The organism is Roseomonas aeriglobus (assembly GCA_016937575.1).
Classification (GTDB): Bacteria; Pseudomonadota; Alphaproteobacteria; order Sphingomonadales; family Sphingomonadaceae; genus Sphingomonas; species Sphingomonas aerigloba.
In genome coordinates this window covers 37,393-49,206 of the sequence record JAFHKN010000002.1, presented here as the reverse complement: position 1 = coordinate 49,206, position 11,814 = coordinate 37,393, and the positions used below count along the sequence as shown (strand labels likewise).

At 67.5% G+C, this 11,814-nt stretch carries 13 protein-coding genes; 5 read left to right on the top strand and 8 right to left on the bottom strand.

What is annotated here, in order from left to right; all coding sequences use genetic code 11:
- Positions 1 to 42: 42 nt before the first annotated feature.
- Positions 43 to 1,254 (bottom strand): methionine adenosyltransferase, encoded by a 1,212-nt coding sequence (locus tag JW805_00575; GenBank protein MBN2970509.1) that lies wholly within the window; start codon positions 1,252 to 1,254, stop codon positions 43 to 45.
- A gap of 102 nt (positions 1,255 to 1,356) precedes the next feature.
- Positions 1,357 to 2,904 (bottom strand): apolipoprotein N-acyltransferase, encoded by a 1,548-nt coding sequence (gene lnt / locus JW805_00570; GenBank protein MBN2970508.1) that lies wholly within the window; start codon positions 2,902 to 2,904, stop codon positions 1,357 to 1,359.
- A gap of 270 nt (positions 2,905 to 3,174) precedes the next feature.
- Between lnt and JW805_00565 the strand changes: the two genes are divergently transcribed.
- Positions 3,175 to 3,597, top strand: a complete 423-nt coding sequence (locus JW805_00565) for a VOC family protein (protein ID MBN2970507.1) — start codon at positions 3,175 to 3,177, stop codon at positions 3,595 to 3,597.
- Positions 3,598 to 3,613: 16 nt separating this feature from the next.
- Entirely contained in the window at positions 3,614 to 3,916 is a 303-nt protein-coding gene (locus JW805_00560) for a polyhydroxyalkanoic acid system family protein (protein MBN2970506.1), read from the top strand.
- Positions 3,917 to 3,987: 71 nt separating this feature from the next.
- On the opposite strand, the gene JW805_00555 is transcribed toward JW805_00560, so the two are convergent.
- The 4 genes from JW805_00555 to recQ all read right to left on the bottom strand — a co-directional run bounded on the left by JW805_00555 (position 3,988) and on the right by recQ (position 7,634).
- A complete protein-coding gene (locus JW805_00555) occupies positions 3,988 to 4,923 on the bottom strand; it encodes a sterol desaturase family protein (GenBank protein ID MBN2970505.1) in 936 nt (311 codons plus the stop codon).
- Between the two features lie 62 nt (positions 4,924 to 4,985).
- Complete coding sequence (locus JW805_00550) at positions 4,986 to 5,393, bottom strand: hypothetical protein (GenBank protein MBN2970504.1); 408 nt, start codon at positions 5,391 to 5,393, stop codon at positions 4,986 to 4,988.
- A gap of 43 nt (positions 5,394 to 5,436) precedes the next feature.
- On the bottom strand, positions 5,437 to 5,868 hold the full coding sequence (locus JW805_00545; GenBank protein ID MBN2970503.1) for a TIGR01244 family phosphatase: 432 nt from the start codon (positions 5,866 to 5,868) through the stop codon (positions 5,437 to 5,439).
- The gene (gene recQ, locus JW805_00540; protein ID MBN2970502.1) at positions 5,865 to 7,634 is read right to left on the bottom strand and encodes a DNA helicase RecQ; all 1,770 of its coding nucleotides are present in this window, start codon (positions 7,632 to 7,634) and stop codon (positions 5,865 to 5,867) included. The genes JW805_00545 and recQ overlap by 4 nt, the downstream gene beginning before the upstream one ends.
- 167 nt (positions 7,635 to 7,801) lie before the next feature.
- On the opposite strand from recQ, the gene JW805_00535 reads away from it, so the two are divergent.
- The 3 genes from JW805_00535 to JW805_00525 all read left to right on the top strand — a co-directional run bounded on the left by JW805_00535 (position 7,802) and on the right by JW805_00525 (position 10,660).
- Positions 7,802 to 8,728, top strand: coding sequence for a hypothetical protein (locus tag JW805_00535; GenBank protein MBN2970501.1), 927 nt, complete (start codon positions 7,802 to 7,804; stop codon positions 8,726 to 8,728).
- A 79-nt stretch (positions 8,729 to 8,807) separates the two neighbouring features.
- Complete coding sequence (locus tag JW805_00530; GenBank protein MBN2970500.1) at positions 8,808 to 9,740, top strand: hypothetical protein; 933 nt, start codon at positions 8,808 to 8,810, stop codon at positions 9,738 to 9,740.
- Between the two features lie 23 nt (positions 9,741 to 9,763).
- Positions 9,764 to 10,660 carry a hypothetical protein gene (locus JW805_00525; protein ID MBN2970499.1) on the top strand — a complete coding sequence of 299 codons (897 nt, stop codon included), beginning with the start codon at positions 9,764 to 9,766 and terminating at the stop codon, positions 10,658 to 10,660.
- Positions 10,661 to 10,673: 13 nt separating this feature from the next.
- Here JW805_00525 and JW805_00520 read toward each other — a convergent pair whose 3' ends face one another.
- Together JW805_00520 and JW805_00515 are read right to left on the bottom strand one after the other, a co-directional pair.
- On the bottom strand, positions 10,674 to 11,231 hold the full coding sequence (locus JW805_00520; GenBank protein ID MBN2970498.1) for a hypothetical protein: 558 nt from the start codon (positions 11,229 to 11,231) through the stop codon (positions 10,674 to 10,676).
- Between the two features lie 2 nt (positions 11,232 to 11,233).
- Positions 11,234 to 11,803, bottom strand: a complete 570-nt coding sequence (locus tag JW805_00515) for a ComF family protein (GenBank protein ID MBN2970497.1) — start codon at positions 11,801 to 11,803, stop codon at positions 11,234 to 11,236.
- Positions 11,804 to 11,814: the final 11 nt, after the last annotated feature.

Genomic DNA, 11,814 nt, shown 5'->3' with positions numbered 1-11,814 from the left:
CGACGAACCTCCCGCAGAAAGCTTAACCTGTCGAGCGATTACTTACGCCAGCGCCGCCTTCAGATCGTCGACCAGGTCGGTCCGCTCCCACGGGAACAGATCGCCCTCCGCCTTGCGGCCGAAGTGGCCATAAGCCGCGGTCTTCGAATAGATCGGCTTGTTGAGACCCAGGTGCGTGCGGATGCCGCGCGGGGTCAGGTTGCCGAGCTTTTCGATTCTGCCGATCGCGGCTTCGATCGCGTCGTCGGCGACCGTGCCGGTACCGTGGGTGTCGACATACAGCGACAGCGGCTTCGACACGCCGATCGCATAGGCCAGCTGGATCGTGCAGCGCTGGGCAAGCCCGGCGGCGACGATGTTCTTGGCGAGATAGCGGGTGATGTACGCCGCCGACCGGTCGACCTTCGTCGGGTCCTTGCCCGAGAAGGCACCGCCGCCGTGGGGTGCGGCACCGCCGTAGGTGTCGACGATGATCTTGCGGCCGGTCAGCCCGGCGTCGCCGTCGGGCCCGCCGATTTCGAAGCTGCCGGTCGGGTTGATGTGATAGACGGTTTCGTCCGACAGCAGCTCGGCCGGGATGATGTCGGCGACGACCGACTTCACGTACGCGTGGAGCTCGGCTTCCTGCTCGCCCTGGTCATAGCCCTTGGCATGCTGGGTCGACACGACGATTGCGGTGCAGGCGACCGGGCGGCTGCCTTCGTAGCGCAGCGTCACCTGGCTCTTGGCGTCGGGCTCCAGGAACGGGGCCGTCTTCGAATGGCGGTCGGCCGCCATGCGCTCGAGGATCTGGTGGCTGTATTGCAGCGTCGCCGGCATCAGTTCGGGCGTGTCGTCGGCGGCATAGCCGAACATGATGCCCTGATCGCCCGCGCCTTCGTCCTTGTTGCCGCTGGCGTCCACGCCCTGCGCGATGTGCGCCGACTGCGGGTGCAGGTTGTTCTCGAACCGCAGCGTCTCCCAGTGGAAGCCGTCCTGCTCGTAACCGATGCGCTTTACCGTATCGCGGACGGTCTTTTCGACCTCTTCGCGCACGCCTTCGGCCCAATTGCCGGCTTCGTCCATGATGCCCTTGCCGCGGATTTCGCCGGCCAGCACGACCAGCTGGGTCGTGGTCAGCGTCTCGCAGGCGATGCGGGCTTCGGGGTCCTTGGACAGGAACAGGTCGACGATGGCGTCGGAAATCTGGTCGGCGACCTTATCGGGATGGCCTTCCGAAACCGATTCGGACGTGAAGAGATAGCTGGAACGCATGGGAATCCTCGAAATGAAACCGAGGGAAAGCCATAGGGCCGTTGCCATGCCCGGGATATAAAGCTTTCCTTATATGTGCCCTAGACTGCCGCCGGCCGAGCGTCAACGGCGGCGCAGGACGCGCGCCGCGGCCAGCAGCAGAAGCGCGACCGCCAGCGCGGCCCAGTTGCCGATGCGCGAGAAGAGCGTGGGTGCATGGGCGGGCGGGACGGCCACGTCGATCGCCCCTGCCACGAACCGGGGCACGGTGCCGATGACCGCGCCATCCGCGCCGATCACCGCAGAGATGCCGTTGGGCGTCGACCGCACGACGGGCAGGCCCTCCTCAATCGCCCGCATACGGGCTTGAGCCAGGAACTGCGGCGACCCCCAGCTACCAAACCAGGAATCATTGGATGGGTTGAAGATCAATCGCGGGCGCTTCGCCGGATCGACCACTTCGCCGGAAAAGATGATCTCGTAACAGACCTGCAGCCCGATCGGGCCGAACACACCCACGTCGATCGACCGCGGTCCCGGTCCGTCGGCGAAGTCTATGTCTCCTGCCACCAGCCGGGCAGCGCCGAGCGGCTCGAGCAACGGGCGCATCGGCAAATACTCGCCATAGGGGACGAGGTGCGCCTTGTCGTATCGTCCGGCGAGGCGCGCGGTCGGCGTCACGGCGAACACCGAATTGCCCGCCTCGGTAATCTCGCCGTTCGCGTCGAAGAACAGCGCGGTGCCGCCGACCAGCGCGCGGTCGTTCGGCCCCAGCAGCCGCGCGATCCCGCGCCGCGCGACCCAGGGCGATCCGAACTTCAGATACCATTCGTACGGATAGCCGTCCTCCAGATAGGGCTGGACGATCCCTTCGGGCCACAGCACCAGTCGCGGCGCGGGGCCGGGCTTGCCCGACAGCGCGGACAGCCGCGCCGAGGCGTCGCGCCAGTCGTCGCGGGAGATGTGGATCTGCTGGTCGATGTTCGGTTGGACGACGCGCAGCCGCGGTGCGGTCGGCGGCTGCGGCGTGGGGGCATCGCGGTAGCTGAGCGCGGCGAGCGGCACGGGCAGGAGGACGACCAGGCTCGCGAGGACCAGCGCCAAAGGCTTGCGCGGCACCATCAGCAGCAGCGCAGCGGCGGTGACGGTCAGCCCCGACAGCGCATAGGTGCCGATCAGCGTCGTTACCCAGGCGACCGGCTGGACCGGGACCCAGGCGACCGCCAGCGGATCCCAGGCATAGCCGGTGAACAGGGTCGAGCGAAGCCACTCGCCGGCAATCCACGCCGCGCCCGCGACGAGTGCAAAGGCGACGCCCGGCGGCGTGCCGGTATCACCCCGGCTGCGCGGCGACGCCAGCCGCCACAACAGCCCTGCGGTGATCATCGGATAGACCGCGAGGTAGAGCGCAAGGCCGACCGCGGCGCCATAGCCCAGCACCGGCGGCATCTTGTCCTGGTAATCGAACGCGTGCTGGATCCAGTTGTTGTTGACCGTGAAATGGCCGACGCCGAACAGCCACCCGCTCAGCATCGCGCGCTTCAGCGTCGGCGCATCATGGACGACGCGTAGCCAGAGCGCGATGGCGACGACGGTGAGCGGCACCAGCTCGAGCGGCGCGAACCCGGTGGCGGCAATGGCTCCGAGCAGGATCGGGATCAGGAAACGCATTGCGGTCGGCTCTAGCGGGGTCGGGAGGAAGAAGGAATTGGTTCAGAGAAGGCGCAAAGACGAGAAGTTTGATGTGCACGCGGAGACACGGAGGTGTCCCGCCTGCCGCGACAGCGGGTTTCTATCTCGTCCTCAAGAACGAAGGTCTCGCGGACGCGAGACGGTTGCCCCAGGCCACGTAACGCCGCACCTTCGCGCCTCCGCGTGAATCAGCCCTTCTTCGCACCTTCGCGCCTTCTCTGAACCCCCTTCTTCTTCTAAACCGCCGACATGACCCTACGCCCCTTCCACCTCGCTTTTCCCGTCCACGACCTCGCCGCCGCGCGTGCCTTTTACGGCGACACGATGGGCTGCACCGAGGGGCGGTCGTCCGACCAGTGGATCGATTTCGACTTCTACGGTCACCAGATTGTCGCCCACCTCGACCCTGCGGCGAAACCGGTCGCGGTCGCCAACGAAGTCGACGGCCACCACGTGCCCGTCCCCCATTTCGGCATCGTCCTGACCATGTCCGACTGGCAGGCGCTCGCCGATCGCCTTCGCGCTGCCGGCACGGTGTTCGGGATCGAACCGCACATCCGTTTTCAGGGCCAGCCGGGCGAACAGGCGACGATGTTCTTCCGCGATCCCTCCGGGAACGCGCTGGAGTTCAAGGCGTTCGCCGACGACTCCATGCTCTTCGCCACCGCCTGACCCGAGGACTCCGACCATGAGCGACCCCGTCGAACTCGACATCGCCCACAGCCTGGGCCGTGACGCTGCCAAGGCGCGCATCGCCGGCGGCATCGCCAAGCTGGAGGGGTATATCCCCGGCGGCAAGGTGACCGAGCATCATTGGGACGGCGACCGACTGACGTTCAACGTCGCCGCCATGGGTCAGCGCGCCGCCGCGACGGTCGACGTGCTTGAGGACAAGGTCCATCTGAAGGTCGAGCTGCCCCCGTTTCTGGCGATGTTCGCGAACAAGATCCGCGACGTGCTGGGGCGCGAGGGGCCGAAGCTTCTCAAGTAAACTACCGTGCTCCCGCGAAGGGGCACCCCCAAAGTCATACTTTGTGGGGACCCGAAGGCGGGAGCCCAGGGTTATAAAGGACGTCGCTCCGGGCTCTGGGCTCCCGCCTGCGCGGGAGCGTCGGGGGTTTGAGACGCCTCCCACCTCGCGCGAATGGTGTCCGACGTCTCGCGACTCCCGTCATGGCTCCACCCGGGCGCGCGCAGCAGATAACCGAGCTTCGCCCCCCACGGCGCATGCCAGACGTCCTTCGCGATCCCGACCCATTCGTGAAACGCCGCCCACAGCAGGTTGAAGCTGCCGAGATCACGCACGATGCCATAGCGCGGGCGATCGGCGTCGACCTCCGGCGTATAGGTGCCGAACAGCTTGTCCCACACGATGAACACGCCGGCATAGTTGCGGTCGAGATAGCGCGGGTTGGTCGCGTGATGGACGCGGTGATGGCTGGGGGTATTCATCACCGCCTCGAACCATTTCGGCATCCGCTGGATCGCCTCGGTGTGGATCCAGAACTGATAGACGAGGTTCAGCCCGGCGACGAAGAACACCATCGCCGGCGGAAAGCCGATCAGGAATAGCGGCAGGCGGAACAGGAACGCCAGGCTGACAAACCCCGTCCATGTCTGCCGCAGCGCGGTCGACAGGTTGTAGTGCTGGCTCGAATGATGGACGACATGGCTCGCCCAGAACCAGCGGACGCGGTGCGCGGTGCGGTGGAACCAGTAATAGGCCAGGTCATCGAGCACGAACGCGATGACGAACGCCCACCAGGCATAGCCGATATCGAACAGTCGGAACTGCCACACCCACGTCGCCAGCGCGAAGACGAAGCCGGCGGAGAGCACGCCCGCGACCGTGCTGCCCAGGCCCAGCAGCATCGAGGTGCGGGTGTCGTCGGGGCAGTAGCGCGTGCGATCGCGGACCCGCGCGACAAGCATCTCCGCCAGCACCAGCAGAACGAAGGCGGGAATCGCGAGCGTCACGGGGTTGGGCAGGTTGGGCACGGCCGCTTATTAACACGAATGTCAGTCAACGAACATCCTCCCCTGCAAGGGGAGGAATAGCCTCAGTGCAGCGTCACCACCGTAGTCCGCCCGGCCTCGGCCTCCAGCGCGCGCACCTCGATTTCGGTCACCCCGAACAGCGTCACCGCCCCGAACAATCGCTCGCCCGTCTCGACCGTGACGCCCTCGACCGACACCCGCAGGTGCAGCGGCGGAATCAGGCGCCGCACCGCGACCTTCGCGCCGTGGCGTTTCACCACCGCGATTCCCGTATCACCCGCGACCAGCGCCGCGGCGCCATCGGTGCCGACCACCGCCCGCCCGGCATGGAACCCCGCCAGCGCGTTCTGCGCAAACTTGGCCGCGGTCGTCGCGTCGGTGATCTTGCTCTCGCCCAGCCGAAGCCACCGCGCGATCCACGCGAGCAGCAGCACGGCGACCAGCGATCCGCCGAGCTGCGTCAGCGTCATGACCTTAGAGCCTGTCTATGCTGGGTGAAGGCATAGACAGGCTCTAGCGCGCCTCTGCGACGAGGGTGTCGAGCATCGCGCGGATGCCGGAGATATCATAGCCGGCCGCCGCCGCCTTCGCGACCAAGGTGCCCGGATCGTCGCCCATCCGCGCGCGCGCCAGCGCCCACAGATGCGTCGATCGCGTGCCCGAGCGGCAATAGGCGAGCACCGGCCCGGCCGCCGCGGTCAGTGCCTGCGCCATCGCCTCGACCTGGTTGCTCGAGAAGCCGGCGTGGCCGACCGGGATCTCACGATAGGCGATACCCGCCTCGCGTGCCGCCGCCGCGATCTCGGCGCCCGAGGGCTGGCCGCCCTCTTCGTCATCGGGGCGATTGTTGACGATCTCGGTAAAGCCCGCCGCGGCGATCGCATCGACTTCGGCCGGGGTGATCTGGGGGGCAACGCTGATGTGATCGTCGATTTGGCGGATCATTCGAACTCTCGGATAGTCGACAGGAACGCTTCTCCATACGCATCGAGCTTGCGCGCGCCAACGCCCGAGATTCGCGACAATGCATCGCGCGTCCCCGGCCGCACGCTCGCCATCTCGCGCAGCACCGAATCATGGAAGATGACATAGGGCGGCACCCCGCCTTCCTTGGCGAGCGCGCGGCGGCGTTCGCGCAGGGCCTCGAACAGCGGATCGCCGACCGGATTGGCCTCGGCCGCGCCGCCCTTGCCCTTGCGCCGCCGCTCGCGCTTGGGCGGCAGGACGAGCGTCACGTCGACCTCGCCCTTCAGGATCGCGCGCGCCGCGGGACCGAACTCCAGGCCGCCATGCGGATTGGCGCGCAGCGCGTCACGGGCCTGCAGCGCGCGCGCGACCGGACGGATGAGCGCCGCCTCTTCCCCCGCGACAATCCCGAACACGCTCAAATTTTCGTGCCCGTTCATCAGGCTCCGCTCGCTCGAGCGCCCAAGCAATATGTCCTCGACATAGCCGACGCCGAACATCTGCCCCGTACGGAACACCGCGGAGAGGAACTTGCGCGCGATCTCGGTCGCCTCGGTGCCGACCGGCGGGTTCAGGCAATTGTCGCAGTTGCCGCACGCATCGCCCGGCTGTTCGCCGAAGTGGCGGAGCAGCACCGCGCGCCGGCACCCGGTCGTCTCGACGAGTCCTGCAAGCGCCGTCAGCCGCTGGCGCTCGCCCGCCTGGCGCTGCGGCTCGACCTCGCCCACCCGCTGCCGCGCCTTGGCGAAATCCTCCGCCCCCCAGAACAGATGCGCGACCGACGGGTCGCCGTCGCGGCCGGCACGGCCGGTTTCCTGATAATAGGCCTCGATCGATTTCGGCAGGCCCGCATGCGCCACGAAGCGCACGTCGGGCTTGTCGATCCCCATACCGAACGCGACCGTTGCGCAGATCACCATGTCCTCGGACGCGACGAAATCGGCCTGGTTGCGCGCGCGCACCTCGGGGTCGAGTCCGGCGTGATAGGCGCGGGTCGGCCGCCCGGTCTTGCTCAGCGCCTCGGCGAGCTTCTCGGTCCCAGCGCGGGTCTGGGCATAGACGATGCCCGGCCCCGGCGTCTCGGCGATCAGGTCGGCGATCTGCCGTGTCGTGTTGTCGCGCGGCGAAATGGCATAGCGGATGTTCGGCCGGTCGAAACCGGCAACGATCAGCCCCTCCTGCGGGATGCCGAGCTGGTCGAGGATGTCGGCGCGCGTATGCGCGTCGGCGGTCGCGGTGAGCGCAAGACGCGGCACATCCGGATGGCAGTCGAGAAGCGGCCGCAGCAGCCGATAGTCGGGGCGGAAGTCGTGTCCCCATTCGCTGACGCAATGCGCCTCGTCGATCGCGAACAGCGCCACCCGCCCGCGCTCCAGCAGTTCGCGGAAATCGCCGGTCGAGGCTCGTTCGGGGGCGATGTAGAGCAGGTCGAGCTCGCCATCCAGGAACCGCCCGCGCGTCTCCGCCCGGTTCTGGTCGACGGATGTCAGCGTCGCCGCGCGGATGCCCACGGCTTCCGCCGCGCGCAGCTGGTCGTGCATCAACGCGATCAGCGGTGACACGACGACGCACGTCCCCTCCAGCATGACGGCCGGCAGCTGATATGTCAGCGACTTGCCCGCGCCGGTCGGCATGACCGCCAAGGTCGACTGGCCCGCCAGCACGCGATCGACGACGCGCCCCTGCACCCCGCGGAAGTCGTTGAAGCCGAAGATACGATGGAGTGTGTCGAGCGCGGCAGTCACCGAGGGGCACTTAGGGACCGTCGACCGGCGCGGCAACCGGCCGCAATCGCGCCACGATCCTGCGGCAGCGTGGCATTCGCGGACCTTGCCGTGCTGCCCCCCTCGCCGCGGCACGTCGGGATCACCGGGGCGGGACAATGCCGACACGGATCGTAAGGAACCAAGCTATGACGAAGTTCGGATCGCGGATCGTTCCACTGCTCGCCGTACTGGCGACGTTGCCCGGCGCGGCCGATGATCGCACCACCCTGACGATACCCGCAGACGGCACGCTCGCCATGCGGGTGAACGGCGTCGAGGGACGCATCCGCGTCGATCCGTCGGGGCTCCCCCGCATGATCTGCAATCCGGACTTCGCGGTGCGTGCCGGCATCATCGCCAAGGGCCGCACTGTGATCCTGACCGACCCGGCTGATGCCTATGGATCGTACGGCACGGTGACGCTTCGTCTCGCCGGACGCACGCAGCAGTTGCCCGTGTACTGGCTGGGCAACCACTATGTCGAGGACGCGGACTGCGTGATCGCGCCCGGCCTGATCGGCGTCGATGTGGCGCGGTTCGTGCTGCGGTCGTCGGTGCGCGGCGAGCGGACGGTGGCGATGCCGCTCAACCCCGGTGGGGAATCGTCGCCCGACTGGAACGGTGCCGCCGCCACCGCCGTGCGAATCGGCGACCGTGATGTCAGCGTCGGCTTCACCCTCCTGCAGCCGGGCAACACCGTCACCGCGCGCACGGCGTTGCGCATATCGGGGGCCTATGGGGGCCGCTACGCCGGGGAAGCGGTCCGGACCGAAGCGGCGTCCGGTCGTGAACGGCTGCTTCGCCGCATGGTCCTTGCCACACCGATGGCGATCGGACCCGTGACGATCAACGAGATGCAGGTCCGCGTTACCGATTGGGGGTCGGCCCGGCAGATCAAGCGGGTCGAGGAGGTTGACGCGCCCGCCGACCCGAACGAGGTCAACGTGGTCGCGCGCGCCGAGCATGACGATACGTTCGAGCGGCTGATGGTCGGGACCGACGCACTCAAGCGCTGCTCGTCGATCGTCGTCGATCTGCGCGCCCGCGAAATTCGCCTGACCTGCGCCGAATAGCCGCTGATCCTCGAAAGTCCGAAGCGGACGGGAGCAACCGGCCGCAATCGCGCCACGATCCTGCTGCAACGCGCGTGGCATGGTCCGTTACGCCATCGCAACGCTCCTCGTTCCTGTCCTGATCGGGGCTGCGCCGCCGGTCGAGCGAGTCGTTGACGGCGACCACATCGTCTCGCTGCGGATCAATGGGGTGGCGATGCGGTTGCGCGTGGATCCCGCCGCCCCCAGCATTGCACTGGTGACGCCGGAGGCCGCCGAACGCGCGCATCTGCGGATCGGGCGCCGCCTGGGGATCGGCTTCGGCTATGGCGTCGGTCCCGTGACGGTCATAAGTTCGACGGCAGTCGCCAGGGCCGACTTCGGACAGGGCGAGGTAAAGACCCGCGTCGCCTGGGCATCGCGCCCGTTCAGCGCGGTCGCCGACGGGACGATCGGGCCCGCCGCACTGCCCGACACGGTCGTAACGGTCGCCCTGCGCGCGCCGAACGCCAACGACCGGACGGTCACGCTCCGATACGACCAGCCGGGTTTTCCGATGACCATATTCGGCATCGGCTGGAGCTATGCGACCGGTGAGATCGATCTGGACGGCCAACCGCTGAATATCCGCTTTGCCCCCAACGCCCCGCGCACGCTGGCGACCGCCGGCGCCGCCGCCCGTCTGGCCAAGGCCTATGACGGTATTCTGTCCGGCGATCCGGCATCGACCGACATCGCGTTCGGCGTCGCCCGCCCCGTCCGCACGCTGACGCTTGCGCGCCCGCTGATGCTCGGGTCCCTGGCGATCGGTACGCTGGGCGCGCGCGTTTCCGATGACGGCAACGGCATGACGATCCGTGAGGCGGGGGCACCGCCGTCGCGCGTCGACCCCGACGAGGTCGTCGTGACAGCAAAGGGTAAGAAGCGCGACGTTCGTCGCGATACGCTGTCGATCGGTGCCGATCTGCTTGGTCGCTGCAGCAGTATCGTCTTCGACAAGCCGGCGCATCAGATTCGCCTGCGCTGCGCCTGAACTCCCGCAACCGAGGTACGCCGATGAACATGACTCTGCTGTTCGCAACCGCCCTGCCGCTGACGATCGCGGCGTCCGCCCCGGCGGAACGCGTCATCACCGACACCGCGCTGGTCACCACGGCGAACGATGCGGAGGTGCGGTTATTGATCGACCCCGGCGCCCCGGCGATGCCGATCCTGACGGAAGACGCCGCAGCACGCGCCGGGCTGAAGGCAGGGCCGTTCGGCATCGGCTACCGTGTCGGGCCGGTTCTGGTCGCCGGGCGCAGCGCGGTCGGGCGGATCGGTCTGGGCGACGCGCCGTCGAAGCGCCGGATCGGCTGGACCGCCAAGCCTTATGTGACCGGCTATGACGGCGTCGTCGGCCCGGGCGGGCTGCCCGACCCGGTCGTCCGCTTCCAGCTTCGTGATGCGCAGCCCGGCGAGCGTATGGTGGCCATCCCGATGGACGCCGAAGGCGGGCTGTTCGGCAATTGGGGCGCGAGCAACGCGGTGCTGATGATCGACGGCCAGCCGCTCCAGATCCGGTTCAACCTGCATCAGGACAAGACCATCGCCACCGCAGGCGCCGCGCTGACGCTGGCCAAGGGCTATGGCGGTACGCTCGACGACGACCGGGCGGAAGCCGAGATCGCGTTCGGCGTGAAGCGCCCGGTGCGCACGCTCCGCCTCGCCCGGCCCTTCGCGGTCGGTCCGGTCACGCTGAACGCCCTGCTCGCGCGGACGGGGGACTTCGGCAATGCCGAAGGCATCGCCGCGACGGGCGCGGTGCCCGACCCGGACGAGGTCGTCGTGACCGCCAAGGGCAAGCGCGACCACCGGCGCGACCGGGTCATCCTCGGCCGCGCGGCGCTCAGCGGCTGTTCGTCGATCGTCTTCGACAAGCCGGCGAAAGTCATCCGCCTGACCTGCGGCTGAGCCGCCGGCGCCGTCACATCGGCATGGCAAGCTGGTCGTGGCGAAGCGCATCGATCCGCTGGCTCAGCCGCATCTTGGTTTCGGCTGTTTTCCGCGCAGTCGGTGACATGTTTGCAACGAGCGCATCCAGTGATGCGACGTCCTTGACCGTCACGAATGCCTTCAGCTTGTTGACGAACACCTTGCTTGTCCGACCGCGTGCGAGAAGCTCGATCACGTTCGACAGCGTGCCCGTACTGCGCGCGTCCCAGATCATGAGGCCATAGTCGGCGATCTGCGCCATTTCCACGTCCTTCGCCGTAAAGAACGCGCGCGTGCCCCGTGCCGCAGACGGATAGACCGGATGCACCGGCCAGTTGCCGATATTGTTTCGCGGGGTATCGCCACTGCAGTACACCGTCACCTCCTGCGCGTTGCTGGCGTGCAGGACGGCCTGGATTGCGGAGTCCGCACCGTCCGCATCGCCCACGACAACGGCAAGCCCTCGCCCCGGCAGATTGGCGATCCGCTGTTCGACCTCTGGCGCCAAACGTGTGATCGCAATCGATCCGGCAACGAATACGGTTTCCACCTCTATCTCCAGGTCATCGCCGCGATGCTGACCTTGTCGATGGCCGGACTGGTCAGCAGGGCGCGACAGCCGGCGACCATCGACGCACCGGTATGGAACAGGTCATCGACCAATAGCACATGATGCGGTCCGCCGGGAACGTCACCGACGCGGAATGCGTCCGACAGGACAGCATCCTTTTCATCGCGCGTCGACAGGTTCTTGAGTTGCGCGGTCGCGGCCTTGCTCAGAACGTCGAGCACCGGCACGTTCAATCGCTGTGCTATGGCGGCGGCCAGTTCGGTCACCGGTTGGCGCGCCCGGACGGTGGAGGCGGGCATCGCGACGACCGCCGTGATCTGCCGCGCATTCGGAATGCCGTGCTGGAGGGCCGCGTCGGCCAAGGGATCGATCTGCGACCAGTCGCTGCGATATTTCAACTTGAAGACAGCTTCGCCGACCTCGGTGCGGTCGGTCTCGAACTGCGGGCGGCCGTTGTCGTCGTCGCCCAGATATCGGCTGGAAACCGTATGCTTGTCGAGAGCGTAACCGCTCGTCCACGGTCCTTGCAGTGGTTTGACATTCACCTTCATCGACGGTCCTC

What these genes read in the sequence shown, in the direction of transcription:
- JW805_00525 (MBN2970499.1), top strand. Translation starts at nt 9,764, where the DNA reads ATGAACATGACTCTGCTGTTCGCAACCGCCCTGCCGCTGACGATCGCG.
- JW805_00550 (MBN2970504.1), bottom strand. Translation starts at nt 5,393, where the DNA reads ATGACGCTGACGCAGCTCGGCGGATCGCTGGTCGCCGTGCTGCTGCTC.
- JW805_00515 (MBN2970497.1), bottom strand. Translation starts at nt 11,803, where the DNA reads ATGAAGGTGAATGTCAAACCACTGCAAGGACCGTGGACGAGCGGTTAC.
- JW805_00575 (MBN2970509.1), bottom strand. Translation starts at nt 1,254, where the DNA reads ATGCGTTCCAGCTATCTCTTCACGTCCGAATCGGTTTCGGAAGGCCAT.
- JW805_00530 (MBN2970500.1), top strand. Translation starts at nt 8,808, where the DNA reads ATGGTCCGTTACGCCATCGCAACGCTCCTCGTTCCTGTCCTGATCGGG.
- JW805_00545 (MBN2970503.1), bottom strand. Translation starts at nt 5,868, where the DNA reads ATGATCCGCCAAATCGACGATCACATCAGCGTTGCCCCCCAGATCACC.
- JW805_00565 (MBN2970507.1), top strand. Translation starts at nt 3,175, where the DNA reads ATGACCCTACGCCCCTTCCACCTCGCTTTTCCCGTCCACGACCTCGCC.
- JW805_00535 (MBN2970501.1), top strand. Translation starts at nt 7,802, where the DNA reads ATGACGAAGTTCGGATCGCGGATCGTTCCACTGCTCGCCGTACTGGCG.
- lnt (MBN2970508.1), bottom strand. Translation starts at nt 2,904, where the DNA reads ATGCGTTTCCTGATCCCGATCCTGCTCGGAGCCATTGCCGCCACCGGG.
- JW805_00560 (MBN2970506.1), top strand. Translation starts at nt 3,614, where the DNA reads ATGAGCGACCCCGTCGAACTCGACATCGCCCACAGCCTGGGCCGTGAC.